The 18,629-nt window shown below is 54.6% G+C and carries 16 protein-coding genes and 1 pseudogene; 12 read left to right on the top strand and 5 right to left on the bottom strand.

The features are described 5' to 3' along the window. The first annotated feature begins 2 nt into the window (after positions 1-2). The 5 genes from AC0LWT_RS03825 to cysK all read left to right on the top strand — a co-directional run bounded on the left by AC0LWT_RS03825 (position 3) and on the right by cysK (position 6,950). Positions 3-1,535, top strand: coding sequence for an AbgT family transporter (locus AC0LWT_RS03825; RefSeq protein WP_474679897.1), 1,533 nt, complete (start codon positions 3-5; stop codon positions 1,533-1,535). Between the two features lie 56 nt (positions 1,536-1,591). Next, complete coding sequence (locus tag AC0LWT_RS03830; RefSeq protein WP_474679898.1) at positions 1,592-2,848, top strand: amidohydrolase; 1,257 nt, start codon at positions 1,592-1,594, stop codon at positions 2,846-2,848. 132 nt (positions 2,849-2,980) lie between these two features. Then, a complete protein-coding gene (locus tag AC0LWT_RS03835; protein WP_474679899.1) occupies positions 2,981-4,285 on the top strand; it encodes a helix-turn-helix domain-containing protein in 1,305 nt (434 codons plus the stop codon). A gap of 49 nt (positions 4,286-4,334) precedes the next feature. After that, positions 4,335-5,759, top strand: a complete 1,425-nt coding sequence (locus tag AC0LWT_RS03840) for a M20 family metallopeptidase (RefSeq protein ID WP_474680244.1) — start codon at positions 4,335-4,337, stop codon at positions 5,757-5,759. A gap of 189 nt (positions 5,760-5,948) precedes the next feature. After that, the gene (cysK, locus tag AC0LWT_RS03845; RefSeq protein ID WP_474679900.1) at positions 5,949-6,950 is read left to right on the top strand and encodes a cysteine synthase A; all 1,002 of its coding nucleotides are present in this window, start codon (positions 5,949-5,951) and stop codon (positions 6,948-6,950) included. Here the strand turns inward: cysK and AC0LWT_RS03850 are convergent. Next, complete coding sequence (locus tag AC0LWT_RS03850) at positions 6,902-7,600, bottom strand: hypothetical protein (protein WP_474679901.1); 699 nt, start codon at positions 7,598-7,600, stop codon at positions 6,902-6,904. The two genes, cysK and AC0LWT_RS03850, sit on opposite strands and share 49 nt — an antisense overlap. 187 nt (positions 7,601-7,787) lie before the next feature. Here AC0LWT_RS03850 and AC0LWT_RS03855 point away from each other — a divergent pair, with 187 nt between their 5' ends. Continuing rightward, a complete protein-coding gene (locus tag AC0LWT_RS03855; protein ID WP_474679902.1) occupies positions 7,788-8,231 on the top strand; it encodes a GNAT family N-acetyltransferase in 444 nt (147 codons plus the stop codon). 78 nt (positions 8,232-8,309) lie between these two features. On the opposite strand, the gene AC0LWT_RS03860 is transcribed toward AC0LWT_RS03855, so the two are convergent. Continuing rightward, on the bottom strand, positions 8,310-8,675 hold the full coding sequence (locus AC0LWT_RS03860) for a hypothetical protein (RefSeq protein ID WP_474679903.1): 366 nt from the start codon (positions 8,673-8,675) through the stop codon (positions 8,310-8,312). 199 nt (positions 8,676-8,874) lie between these two features. Here AC0LWT_RS03860 and zwf point away from each other — a divergent pair, with 199 nt between their 5' ends. From zwf to AC0LWT_RS03885, 5 genes are all read left to right on the top strand, one after another. After that, the gene (gene zwf / locus AC0LWT_RS03865) at positions 8,875-10,410 is read left to right on the top strand and encodes a glucose-6-phosphate dehydrogenase (protein WP_474679904.1); all 1,536 of its coding nucleotides are present in this window, start codon (positions 8,875-8,877) and stop codon (positions 10,408-10,410) included. A gap of 165 nt (positions 10,411-10,575) precedes the next feature. Next, positions 10,576-11,643: a metallophosphoesterase family protein gene (locus tag AC0LWT_RS03870; RefSeq protein ID WP_474679905.1), complete on the top strand. Its 1,068-nt coding sequence runs from the start codon at positions 10,576-10,578 to the stop codon at positions 11,641-11,643. An 84-nt stretch (positions 11,644-11,727) separates the two neighbouring features. Continuing rightward, complete coding sequence (locus tag AC0LWT_RS03875; protein ID WP_474680245.1) at positions 11,728-13,311, top strand: peptide chain release factor 3; 1,584 nt, start codon at positions 11,728-11,730, stop codon at positions 13,309-13,311. Positions 13,312-14,039: 728 nt separating this feature from the next. Then, positions 14,040-15,308 (top strand): glycosyltransferase family 4 protein, encoded by a 1,269-nt coding sequence (locus AC0LWT_RS03880; protein WP_474679906.1) that lies wholly within the window; start codon positions 14,040-14,042, stop codon positions 15,306-15,308. Next, on the top strand, positions 15,238-15,966 hold the full coding sequence (locus AC0LWT_RS03885; RefSeq protein ID WP_474680246.1) for a YheC/YheD family protein: 729 nt from the start codon (positions 15,238-15,240) through the stop codon (positions 15,964-15,966). The genes AC0LWT_RS03880 and AC0LWT_RS03885 overlap by 71 nt, the downstream gene beginning before the upstream one ends. Before the next feature lie 40 nt (positions 15,967-16,006). Here AC0LWT_RS03885 and AC0LWT_RS03890 read toward each other — a convergent pair whose 3' ends face one another. From AC0LWT_RS03890 to AC0LWT_RS03900, 3 genes and pseudogenes are all read right to left on the bottom strand, one after another. Continuing rightward, positions 16,007-16,243: an EAL domain-containing protein gene (locus AC0LWT_RS03890; RefSeq protein ID WP_474679907.1), complete on the bottom strand. Its 237-nt coding sequence runs from the start codon at positions 16,241-16,243 to the stop codon at positions 16,007-16,009. Positions 16,244-16,283: 40 nt separating this feature from the next. Next, positions 16,284-16,511: pseudogene (locus AC0LWT_RS03895) on the bottom strand (EAL domain-containing protein); the annotation flags it as partial. Continuing rightward, the gene (locus tag AC0LWT_RS03900) at positions 16,472-17,320 is read right to left on the bottom strand and encodes a diguanylate cyclase (RefSeq protein WP_474679908.1); all 849 of its coding nucleotides are present in this window, start codon (positions 17,318-17,320) and stop codon (positions 16,472-16,474) included. The pseudogene AC0LWT_RS03895 and the gene AC0LWT_RS03900, both read right to left, overlap by 40 nt. Before the next feature lie 280 nt (positions 17,321-17,600). Here AC0LWT_RS03900 and AC0LWT_RS03905 point away from each other — a divergent pair, with 280 nt between their 5' ends. After that, the gene (locus tag AC0LWT_RS03905) at positions 17,601-18,629 is read left to right on the top strand and encodes a LacI family DNA-binding transcriptional regulator (RefSeq protein ID WP_474679909.1); all 1,029 of its coding nucleotides are present in this window, start codon (positions 17,601-17,603) and stop codon (positions 18,627-18,629) included.

Here is an 18,629-nt window from a genome sequence, read left to right on the forward strand (position 1 = left end):
ACATGGCAGCCATACAGCAAGCAAGCCCGGGATCGGAATTCGCACAAAAAGGAATTTTTCGATGGGTCGAGAAAATCGGCAATAAAATCCCGAATCCGTTTCTTTTGTTTGTGTATTTAATCGCTATTTTGATGGTCATCACGTTCTTGCTGTCTTATTTTCAAATTTCCGCTTTTGATCCCGTCAAGAAGGAAGCGGTTTATGTCAAAAGCCTGATCAGCGCCGAAGGCATTCAGTGGATTTTGCCTAATGTGATCAAAAACTTTACGGGCTTTACCCCTCTCGGCTACATTTTGGCGCTGGTCATCGGCGTCGGTTTGGCCGAAAAAACCGGTTTGCTGGATGCTGTCATGTACAAGATGGCTTCCATGGTGAACGCCAAATATGCCAGCTATTTTGTCGTCATTATCGCCTTCTTCAGCCATGTTTCCTCAGATGCCGCCGTCGTTATTATGCCGCCGCTCGGAGCTTTAATGTTTCTGGCCGTCGGGCGTCACCCGGTTGCAGGCTTTCTGGCTGCGCTGGCCGGGGTAGGGTCGGGGTTTACGGCCAATATGCTCATTGTGACCACGGATGTGCTGTTATCCGGGATCAGCACGGACATGGCCAAATCCATCAATCCGGCAGTTTCCGTATCCGTGCTGGACAACTGGTATTTTATGAGCGCCTCGGTCGTTGTCCTGACTTTGCTGACGGCTTTCATTACGGATAAATTCATCGAACCCAGACTGGGCAAATACCAGGGTGAGCACCAAGCGGAGCTGGAGCGGCTGACACCCCTGCAAAATAAAGCGCTGCGCATCACAGGCATTGTCGCCTTGGTTTATATCGCCGTCGTAGCCCTGCTTGTCGTGCCGAACGGGGCGCTCCTGCGCAATCCGGCTACAGGCGGTGTCGTGCCTTCGCCTTTTATGTCCGGTATCGTTCCCTTGATCATCATGTTCTTTTTTGTCATAGCGCTTGCTTACGGTATTGTCATAGGGGCTATCAAGCACCAAAATGATATTCCGAAGCTTTTGCAGGACCCGATGAAAAACATGGCTAATTTTATTATTATGGTATTTCCGCTTTCCCAGTTTGTCGCTTTTTTCAATTGGAGCAATATCGGCAAGTTTTTGGCCTTGAGCATCGTCGATGTATTGGAAAAGCTGAATTTGACCGGCGCGCCCGTCTTCATCGGTCTGGCCTTTCTGTCGGCGCTGCTAACGATGTTTATTGCCAGCGGTTCGGCGATCTGGTCCATTTTGGCGCCAGTGTTTGTGCCGATGTTTATGATGCTGGGCTTTCATCCGGCTTTCGCGCAAATCGTATTCCGGATCGCGGATTCCTCGGTTATCCCGCTTGCGCCTATATCGCCGTTCCTGCCTCTATGGCTGGGCTATTTGCAAAAGTATAAAAAAGACGCACAGCTTGGCACCTACTATTCGCTTATTCTTCCGTATCCGATCGCATTCTTCCTTGTATGGATAACGCTGCTGGTGATCTGGTATTTTGCGGGTCTTCCAATCGGGCCGGGCGTGTATCCGAAAATGTAATGCCGCTGTCATCCGAATGAAACTTGACCACAGATAAGAATACAGGAGTGATTTATATGGATATTATTGCACTGCGCCGCGATCTGCACGCTCATCCCGAGGTCGGATTCACTGAATTCCGCACGGCTTCGCATGTTGTTCGCCAGCTAACCGCATTAGGCTATGAAGTCATATATGGGCAGGACGCTATGGACGGCGAATCGCGCCGTGGTCTGCCTGAGGAAGACGCGCTGGAGGAAGCTTATGCGCGAGCGCTGCGCGACGGCGCCGATCCGGATATTGTCAGCCGGATGAAGGGCGGCTACACCGCGGTTATCGGGACTTTGAAAGGCAAAGCTCCCGGCCCGGTCGTCGCGTTCCGCTTCGACATGGATGCGCTGCCGATCATTGAAAGCAGGGATGCGGGCCATGCGCCGCAGGCGGGAGGCTTTCGCTCCGCGTATGAGGGGAACATGCACGCCTGCGCGCACGACGGGCATACGGCGATCGGCCTGGGGCTCGCCGCAAAGCTGGCGGACGGTCAATTTCACGGTACCGTCAAGCTTATTTTCCAGCCGGCGGAGGAAGGCGTCCGAGGCGCCTATGCAATCGTACAAAAAGGCCACCTGGACGACGTAAATATGATTTTTTGCCACCATCTGGGAACCGGCGTGCCGAGCGGGGAGTTTCATGGCGGAGCTGAAGGATTTTTGGCGAGCACGAAGCTTGCGGCTCATTTTCACGGGGTAGCCTCCCATGCCGGGGCCAGTCCCGAGTTAGGGCGGAATGCGCTGCTTGGCGCGGCTACGGCGCTCCTTAACATTCATGCGATCCCAAGATTCAGTACGGGCTCGACGCGTGTAAACGTAGGCGTGCTGCAAGGCGGAACGGCTGCCAACATTATTCCCGACTATGCCAAAATGATTGTTGAAACAAGATCCGTTTCCCAGGAAGTGAATGACGAGCTGGAGCAGCGGGTCCGCCGCATTATTGCCCATAGCGCCGAGATGCACGGTCTGGAGCACCGTGTGGAAGTGATCGGCGCAGCGATTCCGATCGCCTGCGATCAAGAGCTTGTCGCGATTGCCGTTGAAGAAGCTGCGCATATCGAAGGCTTCACCGCCGTCAAAAATGGGGAAAGCAGCGCGATGGGCAGCGAAGACGCCAGTTTCATGATTCGCCGGGTTCAGGATTTGGGCGGCCGGGGAACCTACATGATTATCGGAGCCGATCTGCCTGCGCCGCATCATCATCCGCGTTTTGATATCGATGAATCCGTGCTGCCTCATGGCGTTCGGCTATTGGAACGAATTGCCAGAAGAATGCTCGCTTGATCGTCAGCTTGCTCCCGGCATAACACAATCACCATGGATCGCCGGATGCTGCCTGCCTTTCTTTCTGCCTCAAAGTAATCTTGCTATAATCATTAGAGTAGGAAAGTCTGGCGATGAAGGAGCAATTCGCGCATGGTTTACCGTTTCGGAGTTATCGGCCCCGTGCCGTCTGTTAATAAAATTTTGGAGGTAGCCCGCGAAGCTGCCTATCCGGTCACGTTTACCCCTTATCCGTATTATCATCCGCAAGAAACGAGAACGATTATCGAAACGCACCGACATGAAGTGGACGGCTGGTTTTTTTCGGGGCCTATCCCTTATTCGCATGCAAAAGACATGCTGCAAGCAAGCGCCAATGTCGTTTATTGCAAGCCGACCGGGGCCAGCCTTTACAAAGCTTTGCTGCAAATGCGCCAGGAACAGCGGGGCGATAAAAGCCGGTTTTCCATCGATATGATCGGGTCGGAGGAGTTGGATTTCAACGAATCGCTGCAGGAGGCCGGGGTGCCGGAAGCTTGTTTTGATTTGCAAATGTTCGATTACAACGACCCGCAGCTCATCGTCGATTTTCATTTAAAGCAGCTGAGGGAAGGGAAGACGCAGGGAGCGCTCACCTGCATGAATTACGTGTACACGCTCCTCAAAGAAGCGGGCGCGCCCGCATACCGGATCGAGATGACGAGGATGGATATCCGCCAGGCGATCAAGGTCATGGTGGAGCAGGCAAAAAGTTCGTATTTCAAGGATACGCAAATTGCGGTGGAAATCATTTTATTGGAGCAATATGACCTGATCGCGGAAAAAGCGGCTACACGCTACCATATCCAGTATCTGGAGCTGAAAGTTAAGCAGATGCTGCTGCAGTTTTGTGAAAAAATCGACGGCTCCCTGATGGAAATCGGGGACGGGAAGTATCAGATTTTCAGTTCCCGCGGAGCCATTGAACGCGAAATGAAGCTGTTGAACGATACGGTAAGCCAAATTTCGCTTGAGGCGGGCGTGCCGGTTTCAATCGGGATAGGCTTTGGGCAAACCGCTTTGTCCGCCGAGATTAATGCGCGCAAAGGATTGCAGTACGCCAAGGAGAAGGAAGGCAAGGGCATCGTTGTCGTGCAGGAAAACGGCCTGATTACGGAAGGCGTCGGCAGTGACGCCGAATTGACCTATACGTATCGCTCCAATGATAAAGCGCTGCTGGAAAAGCTGAACAAGGGCAACATCAGCATCAAAACGTATAAAAAAATCGAAGCGCTGGTGCAGCGGATGTCCTGGGACGGGTTTACGACCTCGGATCTTTCCGCGCACTTATCCATGACCAAGCGGAATGCGCAGCGAATTATGGTCAGCCTGTGCGAGCTTGGCCTGGCCGAATACGAAGGCGAAGAGCTGCAGTCGGTCAGAGGCAGGCCGCGCAAAATATACCGCTTAACGAAATGACGGCTGAAATGACTTAAAGCGGATCGCAAAAGGAGATGACGGAATGCTCATGAACGGTTTGCAAAAAATCGCCGAATTGATCGAGCGAAAACGGGACGTTTATTGCCAAATCAGCGATGCCGTCTGGGAATACGCGGAGACGCGCTTTGAAGAATTCCGCTCCGCCGAGCTTTTGAGCGGCATGCTGGAGAAAGAAGGCTTTGCAGTGGAGCGGGGTGTCGGCGGCATCCCGACGGCTTTTGTGGCGAACTGGGGCACAGGCGGGCCTGTTGCGGCTTTTCTCGGCGAATATGACGCGCTGTCGGGAATGAGCCAGAAGCCGGGCTCGCTGGCGGAAGAGCCGCTCATTCCCGGGGGCAGCGGCCACGGCTGCGGCCATAATTTACTGGGAACCGGTTCGCTTGCCGCTGCGGTTGCGCTTAAGGAATGGATGGAAGAACGGGGAATTGCCGGAACGGTCCGTTATTATGGCTGCCCTGCGGAAGAAGGCGGTTCCGGGAAAGCTTTTATGGCCCGCGAGGGGCTGTTCGACGATATTGATTTTGCGGTTTGCTGGCATCCGATGGATTACAACAGCGTGATGTCGGTCGATTCGCTGGCGAATTACCAGGTCAGCTATCGGTTCAAGGGCAGAAGCGCCCATGCCGCCGCCAGTCCGCACCTTGGGCGCAGCGCTCTGGATGCTGTGGAGCTGATGAATATAGGGGTCAACTATTTGCGGGAGCATATTGTGCCGGATGCGCGAGTTCACTACGCGGTAACCCATACAGGAGGGCTTTCTCCGAATGTCGTTCAGGCCCATGCTGAAGTGCTGTATTTGATCCGGGCTTCCCGCCTCGACCAGACGCAGGAAATTTACGAAAGAGTTTGCGATGTCGCCCGCGGTGCGGCGCTCATGACCGGTACGGAAGTGAGCATTGTATTTGACAAAGCTTGCTCCAATCTGGTGCCCAACAATACACTGGAGCGGGTGATGTTCGAGTGCTTTACACAGCTCGGATTACCGGATTTTGACCGGAACGAGCTGCAATGGGCCGGGCAATTGCGGGAAACGCTGACCGAGACGGAAAAAAACAGCGCCCCGAATATTCCCGCCGGGATGCGGGATAAGGCTCTGGCTGACCGGTTGAATCCGCACGACGGCCCCTCCATGCTTTACGGTTCGACGGATGTCGGCGACGTAAGCTGGATCGCGCCTACGGTTCAATGCACGACAGCCTGTTTTGTCGTCGGTTCGCCGCCGCATTCGTGGCAGTGGGTAACGCTCGGCACTTCTTCCATCGCCCATAAGGGAATGCTGCATGCAGCCAAGGTTATGGCGGCTACGGCGCTGGACGTATTGCTGCGGCCGCAGGTTCTGGAGGATGCCAAGCGGGAGTTAGAGGAACGTCTGAACGGGCGAAGCTACGTTTGCCCCATCCCAAGGGATGTAAAGCCGTCCGCCAAGAAGCAGCCGGTTCTGCCGGTTTCATAGGAATTTGCGGAATGGCTGAAGGTTTTGCTACAATGGTAACTAACGGATTTATAATGAAAATACCTTCCACCTTCGAAGGTATTTTTCGTTTGAGCGGAAAAGCTTGCTGCTTGGTTCCGTACAGTATCGTTAGCTATATTGCCGACTAATTTAATGGGAAAAATAACAGTTTGAATCGGAGGAATGAATATGAGCAGACCCCCTATCGCCAAAAACTTGACGGAGCTGATCGGCAATACGCCTTTGCTTGAGCTTGCCGCATACGGAGCGAGCCACGGGCTTGAGGCGGACTTGATCGGCAAGCTGGAATATTTCAACCCGGCCGGGAGCGTCAAAGACCGTGCCGGCTATGCGATCATCCAGGATGCCGAGGAGAAAGGATTGCTGCACAAGGACTCGGTCATCATTGAAGCTACGAGCGGCAATATGGGAATTGCGCTTGCGTTTGTCGCGGCGGTCAAGGGATACCGGCTTATCATCGTTTTGCCGGAGACGTTCAGCGTGGAGCGCAGAAGCGTTTTGCAGGCTCTGGGAGCGGAGCTGCTGCTTACCCCGGGAGCCGAGGGCATGCTCGGCGCTTTGAGGAAAGCGGAGGAACTGGCGAAGGAAATTCCGCACGCGTTCATCGCCCATCAGTTCGACAACCTGGCGAACCCGGACATTCACCGGCGTACGACGGCGGAGGAAATATGGAGGGATACGAACGGCGAGGTCGATATTTTTGTTGCCGGCGTCGGCACAGGCGGCACGATTACGGGCGTCGGCGAGGTGCTGAAACAGCGCAAGCCGTCCGTGCAGATCGTTGCGGTGGAACCGCACGATTCCCCGGTATTGTCGGGGGGCAAGCGGGGAACGCATCAGATTCAGGGCCTGGGACCGGGCTTCGTCCCGAGTATTTATGACAAATCGGTCGTAGATGAGATTTATTTGGTGAAAAACGAGGAGGCGTTCGAGACGGCGCGCGAACTGGGCAGAACGGAGGGGCTGCTCGTCGGCATTTCGTCGGGTGCAGCCGTATATGCGGCGGCGCAAATTGCCCGAAGGCCCGGCAGCAAGGGCAAAAAAATCGTCGTGCTGCTGCCGGACACCGGGGAGCGCTATTTGTCGACACCGCTGTTCCAGGCGGAGCTTCCGGACCCTGCTCACATCCGCTCGTCGAGCAGCAGTCCGGTCATCGGCACCGGAAGGTAAGTTTGCAGCTGCGGACGGTATTGGCCGTAAGGCTGCAAAGACGAGCGCTGCATCTGAAAGAACGCATCCGTCGGAAGCTGTCCGAGCTTGTCGGCGGTGCTGCTAAGCAGCGAAGCGAAGCCGCTCAAGCTTTTCAGCTTCTTCGACACGTCGGCGAAGCGCCCGGATGCCTGCTTTTTAAACTCATCGACCTGAAGCAGCAGGCTTCCGTCCTCCTGCGGCGTAATGCCGAGGCTCTCCAGCTTGTAGGATTTGGCCGCCTGCTCCATCCCCAAGGCGAGCGTTTGGTTCAGCTGCCCCTGAGATTCGCTCAGGCTTTTTTGAAACTCGTTATAAGAAGCTACGAATTTCTCCAGGGGGGCGATTGCTTTTTCGCTGTCGGCTTCCGAACGAAGATCCAGGCGGGCGCTTTTGCTTAGCCAAGCTTGTGCGGACTGCTTGGCGTTCTGGGCGGACTGGACGAGCCCGGACAAGCTTTGCGCCGCCGACCGCGCCAACTGCTTGTAGGGCAATTGCTCGTACGGCAAATTCAGGAATTGCCGGGATGTGTACGCGCCGCTGCCGCTAACGCTGCGGACCGCGCTTACTTTATAGTAATCTTTGGTTGTCTGGTAGCTGTTCAGCATCGTAATAGGGTAGGCATTAATCATAGTTGATCACCTCTCTTCTCATCTTTTATCCGAATATTCCGCCTACTTCTACTATATCACCGCTTCCGTCTGGGGTAAATTGGCTAATTGACCGTCAAATAATCCGATCTACGGAACAAGAGGCTGGGTCAACGTGCGAATCGCGATCATAAGATAGCATTATTGCTTCTTGTGAGGGCGGTGCAGCATGATTCGTAAACGAATAGCTTCCTTGGATGATTCCGTCATTCATCGCTTGGTCGTCGATCAATTGGTTCCTTTTTCAAAAACGGCGAACGCCGGCGCTTCAGCTACAGTAGCGGAAATACGCAAGAGGCTGAGCAAATGCGCCACATTGGTCGCGGCGAAGGGCAACCGGTATCCTTTTGGCTTTATTTCACTGATCTGCAAGTCGAGTGTTTTGTATATAGACATGCTGGCGGTGGCCCCCAAAGACCAGAGCCGCGGCTGGGGGCAGAAGTTGATGAGCGCCGGCGAAGCATACGGCAAAGCCAAAGGGTGCCGAACCGCACGGCTTTTCGTAGATGACAGCAATCCGAGGGCATACCATTTTTATTTGCGGAGAGGATATGAAGTGCAGGAGTATTATCCGGAGTTGGGCTGTTATATGATGAGCAAGTCTATCCGCTGAATAGGACAATCGTGAAAAAACGCAGGGCCGTGGATTTCCCACAGCCCTGTTTCGGTTCTCGTATGAGCATTGTGCGGTTCAGAAACCAAGCGCGAACAAAACGGCAATCGTCCCCAGCGGAACGGTTGTCGGGCGGCCGAAGCCTTCGAACGGGGGCACTTCGCCGAAAGGCTGCGGGAACGGTTCGGCCGGGAAAGCCTGGACGGACGCTTTGGCCGCCGATTTTTTGCCCTTGCCTTTGCTTTTGCTTTTACCGGACACGCGCTTCCCCTGATCGAAAGTGAAATTGGAGACGCCCGCCGAAAAATCGTTGAGAATGAACTTGCCTTTCTCCACGCGGCTCAGCAGGCCGGTAACTTCCGAACCGTCTTTTAAATAAACGAGCACCGGTCTGCCGTACAAGGCTGAACAGGTTTCCTCGGTTATGGGATACACTCGCTGCATGATCGTATTACACCTCCGGGTCAGTTGATTACTATAGCCTATTCGCCCGGCTTTGTTTCGGTATGGACAGATGTCTATTTATCAATAAAATTTAGTCGGGTTATTGAGAAAATTGATGAAAAGAAAAGTTGAATCCCTCACCTATTTTATGTATGCTATGCTTAATACCCAATCCCAATAAAGAAAGAATGATGCATAGATGAGTGGAGCTGTATTCTATATTTTCGGCGCTACAGGAGATTTGGCCAAAAGAAAGCTGTTCCCCGCCTTCTACAGCTTGTATCGCGAAGGCAAGCTGGGCGAAAACTTTGCGGTAGTAGGTCTGGCTCGAAGACCCCGCTCAAATGATCAGTTCCGCGACGACGTGCTGCATTCCATCAAGGAATTCGCCCGCTATCAAATCAAAGACGATGCCGAATGGGCGAACTTTGCACAGCATTTCGAATACATGTCGCTGGATATTAACAACGTGGCGGGTTTTCACGAGCTGAACAAATTGACGGCCAGGCTGGATGAGCAGTTCCAAACAGGCGGCAACCGTCTGTTCTATTTGGCGCTCGCGCCCGAGCTGTTCGGCAATGTGTCCTATAACCTCCGCGAAGGCGGTCTGCTGGAAACGCAAGGCTGGCACCGTCTGGTCATCGAGAAACCGTTCGGATACGACCTGGCTTCCGCCGAGCGTCTGAACGGCCAACTGCGTCAAGTTTTCGAGGAAAAAGACATTTACCGCATCGACCACTACCTGGGCAAGGAAATGGTGCAAAATATCGAGTTTGTGCGCTTTGCCAATGCGTTTTTCGAACCGCTGTGGAACAATAAGTACATAGCCAACATCCAGATTACGCTGAGCGAGACGGTCGGCGTCGAGGAGCGGGGCGGGTACTACGATCACTCGGGAGCACTGCGCGACATGGGGCAAAACCACATGCTGCAAATGCTCATGATGATGGCGATGGAGCCGCCGAGCCGTCTGCATCCGGAAGATATCCGGGATGAGAAGGTGAAGGTGCTTCGTTCGCTGCGCCTCTTCCAGTCCAGCGACGAAGTCCGCGAGAACGTCGTCCGCGGCCAGTATACGGACGGCACCGCCAAAGGCAAGGTGCTTCCCGCTTACCGCAGCGAGGATTCGGTGAATCCGCAGTCGACGACGGAGACGTATTTTGCCGCTCGCGTGTTTGTGGACAACTTCCGCTGGGCCGGAGTTCCGTTCTACATCCGTACGGGAAAACGGCTGCCGGTCAAAACGACCGAAGTTGTCGTAGAATTCAAAAACATTCCGAACAACGTCTATTTGGCGAAAAAGCATGACTTGCAGCCGAACCTGCTCGTATTCCGCGTCAACCCGATGGAAGGCATTTATTTGAAAATGAACGCCAAACAGCCGGGCTCCGAAGGCGTGATCGTGCCGGTTGCGATGGATTTCTGCCAAAGCTGCCAAGTCGGGTTCAACACGCCGGAAGCGTACGAGCGTCTGCTGTACGACGCGACCCGCGGAGATTCCACTTACTTTACCCGCTGGGACGAAGTGGCTCTCGCCTGGGAGTACGTGGACAAAATCGCCGCGGCATGGGCGGAGAGCCCGAGCGATTTGCGGCCGTATCCGGCAGGCTCCTGGGGACCGGAACAAGCGCAGGAGCTGCTGGCGCAGGACGGCTTCAAATGGTGGCCGATCAACGGGCAAAACGAAGGGGAAGTCGACTGGGTAACGGAACCGAAGACTTCGGTTTTGACATAATCGATGCCGCTGTAATCCGGCGGCTCTGCGCAGAGGGCGGCTCTCGATGGAGAGGCTGCCCTTTGCGGCTTTGTGTCCGATGGAAGGGGATCCATCACATTGCGCGGCAATTTTATGATATAATTAAGTTTGCTTAAATAGGCTTCGTTACGATAGAGGTGCGGAATGTCGCGGAGAGCGTTTCTCAGATGGCTCATGTTTATAGGGGCGGGTCTTATTGGCGCCAGTGCTTTTTTCAGCCAATTGGTGAAGAAGAAATTTCTCCCCGAGGAGGAAGCCGTTTCCGCCCATGCAGCGGATGGGGAGCCGATTCAGGGCGCTGCCGCTGCGGAACTGCCGCAGTCGGGGCTGCTTATGTCTTACTTTATTTTGAGCGATCTGCATGTCACGGCCGGCGATCCGCAGACCGTGCGCAAGCTGAGGCAGGCGCTTGACGATATTACTCATTACGATTCCCCCGTAGATGCGATCATCATTACCGGCGATTTGACGGATACGGGTACGGAACGGGACTACAAGGAGCTGAAATCCATTGTAAACGACTATAAGCTGCCGCCGGTACATGCGAACATGGGGAACCATGATTACTATACGATCTGGATCAACAAATCGAACAGTTGGGACCAGAAAGCGGTGCCCAACGGCAAGACCGACGCTCTTTCACGAGAGCAGTTTATGAAGTTTTTCGGATACGGCAAGCCGTACAATGAGTACACGGCAAAAGGGCACACAATGCTGCTGCTTTCACAGGAAGCGTACGTGCAGGAAAAACCGGACGTCGGCGAAGGCGCCTGGTATTCCGATGAGCAGATGGCCTGGTTCAAGGAGCGGCTCAAAGCTTCCTATGTGCCGGGGAAACCGCTTTTTGTGATGACACACCAGCCATTGCCGACGGGCGATACGAACGGGGCGTCGCATCAATTGATCCGCGCCAAGGCATTCAGGGAAGCGCTGAAGCCGTACAAAAACGTGTTTGTGTTCTGCGGGCACCGCCACATGGATTTTCAGAACGGCACCCCGCATTATGTGCAGGAGCATTTTCACTATTTCCACAATTCCTCTGTCGGCCGGCCGCTCAATCGCGCCTATCAGCAGGAGGCCAAGAACAAGTCGCAAGGTTTGTACGTGCAAGTATATGCGGATAAAGTGGTGCTGCGGGGCAGAGAGTTCAGCAACCGCACCTATATCGGGGAAGCGAACTGGACGGTTCCGCTGCAGAAGGCGAATGTGTAGATTCGGATTGCAAGGCAAGGTAAGGTAAGGTAAGGGATTGCCGGCTTAGGCGATCCGGAAATGTCGAATGAAAGGACTAACCAGATGACGACGCAAGTCAATAAAGTTTTGGAATCGGAGGTCGCCAAACGGCGCACCTTCGCGATTATTTCCCACCCGGATGCCGGGAAAACGACGTTAACCGAGAAGCTGCTCCTGTTCGGGGGAGCTATCCGGCTGGCGGGTACGGTAAAAGGCCGCAAGGCCAGCAAGCACGCCACTTCGGACTGGATGGAAATCGAGAAGCAGCGCGGAATTTCCGTTACGTCCAGCGTGATGCAGTTCGACTACGAAGGCCACCGCGTGAACATTCTCGATACGCCAGGTCACCAGGACTTCAGTGAAGACACGTACAGGACTTTGACGGCGGCGGACAGCGCGGTGATGCTGATCGACGTAGCCAAAGGGGTCGAGGCGCAGACGAAGAAGCTGTTCCAGGTGTGCCGGATGCGCGGCATTCCGATTTTTACATTTATTAACAAATTGGACCGCGAAGGCCGTGATCCTTTCGATTTGCTGGAAGAGCTGGAAGAAGTGCTCGGCATCCGCTCTTATCCGATGAACTGGCCGATCGGCTCGGGCAAGCAGTTTTGCGGCGTCTACGACCGTGAGAAAACGCAGCTCGAACTGTTCCAGGGCGACGACCACAAGCAGATCGAGGTCCGCAAAGTCAGCGGTGTGGACGATCCGCTCGTCAAAGAGATTGCGGGAGAGTTCCTCCACAAGCAGCTGAGCCAGGATATCGAGCTGCTGGATGTGGCAGGCGATCCGTTCGATATGGAGAAGGTGCTCAAAGGTGAGCTTACCCCGGTGTTTTTCGGCAGTGCGATCAACAATTTCGGCGTGCAGACGTTTTTGGAAAACTTCCTGCAGCTGGCGCCGAAGCCGGAGCCGCGCAGCAGCACCGCGGGCGTCATTCAACCGACGAAGGAGAAGTTCTCGGGCTACGTTTTCAAAATTCAGGCGAACATGAATCCCGCTCATCGCGACCGCGTAGCTTTCCTGCGCATCGTATCGGGCAAATTTGAGCGCGGCATGACCGTGAAGCACATTCGCGCCGGCAAAGATATCAAGCTGTCGCAGCCGCAGCAGTTCCTTGCGCAGGACCGCGACATCGTCGAGGAAGCGTTCGCCGGCGACATCATCGGCCTGTTCGATCCGGGTATTTTCCGGATCGGCGATTCGCTCAGCCAGGGAGAGGAGATCGTTTTCGACGAACTGCCTACTTTCTCGCCGGAGCTGTTCAGCAAGGTGACGGTCAAAAATGCGCTGAAGCATAAGCAGTATCAAAAAGGAATCGACCAGCTGACGGAGGAAGGGACGATTCAGGTGTTCACGACGATCGGCTTCGAGGATACGATTCTGGGCGTCGTCGGGCAGCTGCAGTTCGAGGTGTTCGAACACCGCATGAAGAACGAATACGGCGTCGATATTCAGCTGCAGCGGCAAAACTTCCAGTTTGCCCGCTGGATTGTCGACGAGAAGATCGACCCGGGCAAGTTCCGCATCAATTCCCAGCTTGTCAAAGACAAGAAGGGCAACTATGTCGGCTTGTTCGAAAGCGAGTACGCGCTGCGTTCGGCGATGGAAAAAAATCCAACCGCCCAGTTTTTGACGAACGCGCCGTAAGCGAGAACCCGGTGATCAAAAAAGAAGCTGCACCCGAGCTTGGAGCTTGGGCGCAGCTTCTTTTTTGTGCCCGCGAGGGCGGGCGCCGCGGGAGGTGCGGAGGCCCCCGCCGAGAGCATAGCCGGGGCCCCCGCCGTGGGCAACGCCGAGGCTCCCGCCGCAGCCACTTGATAAAACCTGCAAAAGTGCAGGTTTTCTTCGCAAAAATGGTTCATTTTGGCGAAAAGCCTGCGATTGTGCAGGAATTTTCGGTGAAAATGAACCAGAGCCCCTGTTCGCGTCGAAAAGCCTGCACATTTGCAGGAATATGCCGCCGCCAGCGTATCATCCGGGCAAAAAACTGTATTTTTGCAGGTTTTTTCCTTGCATCGCCGGAGCCCCCGCCGCAGGCAACGTCGAGGCTCTCGACGCGAGCATAGCCGAGGCCACCACCGCATGCATCGCCGCAGCCACTTGATAAAACCTGCAAAAGTGCAGGTTTTTTTCGCGGGTTGTGCGACCGGCTCTGGCGTGTGGGTTTCTGAGCACACAGTTGACCTGATTAGGATGAAATCCACGGTGGTATGAGAGCGCGCTAAGCGCATGCGTAGTCGGCCGCCCGATTTTGGCCTCGAAAGAGGCTTATCCGATATGGACGGGATGAGTCGCCAAAACGGCCGGCGCTTCATACAATAGGTACAGGTTCAAAAAAGCGCAGGGCGAACCCTGCAAGGAAGTGGCTCCCTTCCGTGAACATTTTGATTGTCGCTCCCGAGAAATATCCGGTGCCGCCGCTGCTTGGAAACTCGGTGGAAATATGCATTTACGCCATTGCCCGCAAATTGGCTGAGCACCATCAGGTAACGGTTATCAGCAGACGGAATCCCCGTTACAAGCGTATTGCCAAGCAGGGCTCCTTGACGATCGTCAGGGTGCCGGGGGGCAGTCCGGATACGTATTTGCAAGCCGTACTGGACGCCATTCAAGGTCAAGCGTACGACCTGATTCAAGTGGACAACAGACCGCAGTACGCTGCCGCGATCAAAGAGCTTTTGCCGCATACGCCGGTGTCTTTATTCCTTCATTCCCTGACCTTCGTCCAGCCGCCGCACACCTCCGTCGAGCTTGCGGATGCCCAATTGTCCCGGGTGGACTGGATCGTTGCGAACAGCGGCTCGCTTCAAGATGAGCTGGCGGCCTTGTTTCCGAACCAGGAGAGCAAGCTTACCAAAGTTCACCTTGGCACGGACGTCGCCCGTTTCCGCCCGGCGTCTCGGGCAAAGAAGGAACGGTTTCAAAAGAAATACCGGCTTCGCGGAAGCTTTCAAGTGCTTTTTATCGGCCGGATTATCGAGAGAAAAGGGATCTCCGTACTGATCAACGCTGTCCATTCAGCCAGAAAAAAAGTGCCCGGAGCCCGGCTGCTTATTGCCGGCAAAGCCCGGTGCAAGAGCTATAAAACCGAGCTGGGCAGGCAGGCCGGAAAACTCGGTGTACCTGTGAAGTTTTTGGGCCACATTCCTCACGCCAAGCTGCATGAAATTTACTGGCTCGCGGATTGTTTCGTATGCCCGTCGCAAGAGCATGAAGCTTTCGGGCTTGTCAACGTGGAAGCTATGGCTTCCGGCATCCCGGTTGTTGCTTCGGCGAACGGCGGCATCAACGAAATCATTCGCAGCGGCCATAACGGAATTACCGTCAAAGATTATAAAGATCCGGAATCATTTGCAAGAACGATCGTGGAAGTCGCAGCAAATCAAGCATGGGCGAAAAATCTGGCAAAACAGGCGCGCAAGGACGCCGTACAGCGCTTCAGCTGGCAGGCGGCGGCCCAGTCATTAGCCGAGTTTTACAGAACGCAGCTGGAGGAAGGACATGAAGCAGAAACTGCGAAGATATATTTACAGCAAATGGGCCAAAACGGTAGCGATTCAAGCTTCCGAGAAGCTGAGGCCGAGCATTCCCGCGACGAAGCGGATGACCGGCGAATCGCTGGAGCAGATGCTTGGCAGCCATAAAATGGTCTATGTCAAGCCCGACGTAGGTACGTTCGGGAACGGGGTGATGCGGGTAGATTGGCAGCCGGAGGCGGAGCATCCTTACTCGTATCAGTCCGGGGAAATCAAAAGACGCTTCAAGCATTTTGACAAGCTGTACGCTTCAATTGTTCAAAAAACGCGCAATCGTCCTTATCTCGTTCAAAAAGGCATACATTTGTTAACATATAAAGGGAGCCGTTTTGATCTAAGAGTCATGGTGCAGCAGTCCCCCCAGCGCAAATGGGAAGCGACCGGAATCATCGGGAGGGTGGCTCATCCCCGTAAAATCGTGACGAATTTCCATAACGGCGGAACGTTGAAACCGGCGGATGCTCTGTTTGCCGGCTACATGAACGCAACCGAGCGGGAGCAGTTTATCGGCCGTCTGCGGACGTTGGGAGTCCAGGTTGCCAGAGCCATGCATGCCCGGCACCCGGGAGTTAAGGAAATCGGTCTCGACGTAGCGGTCGATAAAAAGCTGCATCCGTGGATTTTGGAGGTCAACACATCGCCCGATCCGTACATTTTTCGCAAGCTGAAAGACAAGCGCATTTTCGCCAAAGTGATCCGGTACGCCAGATGGCACGGCCTGTACACTCCGGTGAAGAAAAAAACGCCCCTGCGCAAGGGGCGATAAGGAACTGTCAGAGCTGCATCCTCCTTGGGGTGCAGCTTCGCTATTGCAGCGTTAAAGATTTGCAGGAAATCAGCGTCTCCAGCTCGACAGCCGAGACCGGCGGGCTTAGCAAATAGCCTTGAATCGTGTTGCATTTCGTTTCCCGCAATATTTCCAGCTGGCTGATTTCTTCGACACCCTCGGCGACGACCTGCAGATTGAGCGTATGGCCGAGATGGATAATCGCGTGCGTAATCGCCAGATCGTTGTGGTCGCGAGGACGAATAGCCGATGCCAAAATCGTCGATCGAAATGGAAATGCCCAGCGTGCTTAATTTTTCCAGAATCGACACGGTTTTGTCCAGGTTGTGCATGATCGAGCTTTCCGTAATTTCGAATTCCAGAAAACTGGGATCCAGGCGGGTCTGCTCAATAACGCGAATGACTTTATCGGCAAAATCCGGCTCCTGAAATTGGCACGGCGAAATGTTGACGGCCAACTGGTAGTTGATGATTCCGGTTCCAGCTATTTTTTCTTTTGCAGGCATGCATGGCGCAGCACCCATTCGCCCAGCGGTATGATCAAACCGCTCTCTTCGGCGAGAGGAATGAATTCGCTTGGCTGAATGATCCCGTGAATCGGATGGTTCCATCTGACCGGCGCCTCCAGGCAAATGATTTCACCGCTCGAAAGATCGAGCCGGGGCTGGTAGTACAGCGTCAGTTGGTCCTTCTGGATCGCCCTGCGCAATTCGGTCTCCATGCGGACTTGCCGGATGGGACGCACCGCCATCATGCCGTCGAAGGCGACCTGCTTGTTTTTCCCCGTATGTTTGGCGGCAAAAAGAGCAAGATCGGCTTGCTTGAGCGCTTCTTCCAGCGTATCGGGACTGATATCGATCGTGCTGCTGCCGATGCTGGCATTGACGTAGCATTCTTCGCCCGCAATGTCGAACGGCTGTATAAAGACTTGCTGCACCTGTTCCAGGCCGGCGGCCAGCTGCCGTTCGGATGGCGCCTGCATAAGCAGCAAAAATTCGTCGTCACCGGAGCGGATCGCATGTATGCACGAAGGAACGGCGAGCAGCCGGCGGGCGACTTCCTTCAGCAGGAAATCGCCGGACAAGTATCCGAGCGAAATGTTCAGATCGCGAAAACGATCGATATCGAGCAGTATAATAGTCCGAAAAGAGGCCGCTTTTCCTTGCCGAAGGACGCGGACGGATGAATCCAGCAAAGCCAGCAGCTCTTTCCGGCGATGAATCCGGGGTACCGTTTGGAACGAATGTTGTGCGGCAGCAGGCCGTTTATCTCCCAGGACGGCTCCTAGCATTCTCGATGCGGCTTCACGCAACAGGCTACCGACTGATTTCAATAAGATCACTCATTCCACTTCATAATTAGTCATTCAATAATGATAAAACGAACTGCAAACGGATACAACATCACAATCAGGTGGTAATGGAAAAATATAGTCAATTAAACATACAATTTGTAATTGATTGGCGAAATCCGGCTGTCTGAAAAAAATATTGTGTTGCTTTCGCCTTGCATATTGACAAAATCGGGAACCGGATGAGAAAATGTACGCGTGTACATTTTAATGAACGGCTCCCTTTTTGAAGCAGGTTAGGGAATCGTCGTGGAGGCTTGACATGGTAACAAGAAAAGAGGTCGCCGAGCTGGCAGGGGTTTCTGAAGCGACTGTATCCCGGGTATTCAACGGTGTGGGGCCGATGAAGCCCAAGACGAGGGAGCGCGTGCTGCAAGCGGCCAAGGAGCTTGATTATCACCCGAATGCGATCGCGCAGAGCTTTGCCCGCAGGCGCAGCGGCAATTTGGGTGTCGTGCTGCCGTACGTGCCGAAGGTGCATCTTTTTTCCACGTATTATTTCTCGGAAATATTGAGCGGCATAGGCGAGGAAGTGAAACAGCAGGGCTATGACATGCTGCTTATGTTTCTGTCGCCGGACGATGAGATCGACTACACCCGGCTGCATCGTTCGCAGAAGGTGGATGCCTGCGTCATACTCGGCTCCCAGGATACGCCGGCCCAGCGCCAGTCGCTGCAGCAGCTTCATGAGCAGAGGTTCCCTTTTTGTCTCGTTAACCAGCGTTTTGAGGGGATGCCGCTGAGCGTTGTGGACGCGGATCATGTGCAGGGCAGCTACCTGGCGGTCCGCCATTTGCAGGAATCCGGCTTCCGCCGGATCGCTTTCCTGAACGGTTCGCCTCCTTATTCGAACAGCAAGGACCGGCTGGAGGGGTACTTGAAAGCGATGGACGCAGCGGGGCTGGACGTATCGCCGTCATGGCTGCTGGAGGGCAACTACAGCAGAAAGAGCGGCTACGAAGCCGCTGCGGCTTTGTGGGAGCGGCGGCACGAGGTGGACGCCGTCTTCGCGGCCAACGACCGCATGGCGATCGGGCTGATGCAGGGGCTGCGCGAGCGGGGCTGGGCGGCGGGGCGGGATTTTGCCGTTGTCGGCTGCGACGACTCCGATGCCGCGAAGCTGAGCGATCCGCCGCTGACCAGCGTGAGCGTGCCCTTTTTTGAAATGGGCAAGAGAGCGGCGCGCGGCGTGCTGGAGCAGGTGCCGGGCGGCGTCGAAGCGGCCGGGCCTTTTCAGATCAAGCTGCCCACCGGGCTTGTGGTGCGTCAATCTTCGCAGAACAACAACTGA

It is taken from the genome of Paenibacillus sp. sgz302164 (genome assembly GCF_056120505.1).

Bases quoted from the DNA above. Each gene is read 5' to 3' on its own strand.
- AC0LWT_RS03860 (WP_474679903.1), bottom strand. From the start codon at position 8,675: ATGCAGCGAGTGTATCCCATAACCGAGGAAACCTGTTCAGCCTTGTAC.
- zwf (WP_474679904.1), top strand. From the start codon at position 8,875: ATGAGTGGAGCTGTATTCTATATTTTCGGCGCTACAGGAGATTTGGCC.
- AC0LWT_RS03835 (WP_474679899.1), top strand. From the start codon at position 2,981: ATGGTTTACCGTTTCGGAGTTATCGGCCCCGTGCCGTCTGTTAATAAA.
- AC0LWT_RS03905 (WP_474679909.1), top strand. From the start codon at position 17,601: ATGGTAACAAGAAAAGAGGTCGCCGAGCTGGCAGGGGTTTCTGAAGCG.
- AC0LWT_RS03825 (WP_474679897.1), top strand. From the start codon at position 3: ATGGCAGCCATACAGCAAGCAAGCCCGGGATCGGAATTCGCACAAAAA.
- AC0LWT_RS03875 (WP_474680245.1), top strand. From the start codon at position 11,728: ATGACGACGCAAGTCAATAAAGTTTTGGAATCGGAGGTCGCCAAACGG.
- AC0LWT_RS03850 (WP_474679901.1), bottom strand. From the start codon at position 7,600: ATGATTAATGCCTACCCTATTACGATGCTGAACAGCTACCAGACAACC.
- AC0LWT_RS03830 (WP_474679898.1), top strand. From the start codon at position 1,592: ATGGATATTATTGCACTGCGCCGCGATCTGCACGCTCATCCCGAGGTC.
- AC0LWT_RS03840 (WP_474680244.1), top strand. From the start codon at position 4,335: ATGAACGGTTTGCAAAAAATCGCCGAATTGATCGAGCGAAAACGGGAC.
- AC0LWT_RS03855 (WP_474679902.1), top strand. From the start codon at position 7,788: ATGATTCGTAAACGAATAGCTTCCTTGGATGATTCCGTCATTCATCGC.
- cysK (WP_474679900.1), top strand. From the start codon at position 5,949: ATGAGCAGACCCCCTATCGCCAAAAACTTGACGGAGCTGATCGGCAAT.
- AC0LWT_RS03870 (WP_474679905.1), top strand. From the start codon at position 10,576: ATGTCGCGGAGAGCGTTTCTCAGATGGCTCATGTTTATAGGGGCGGGT.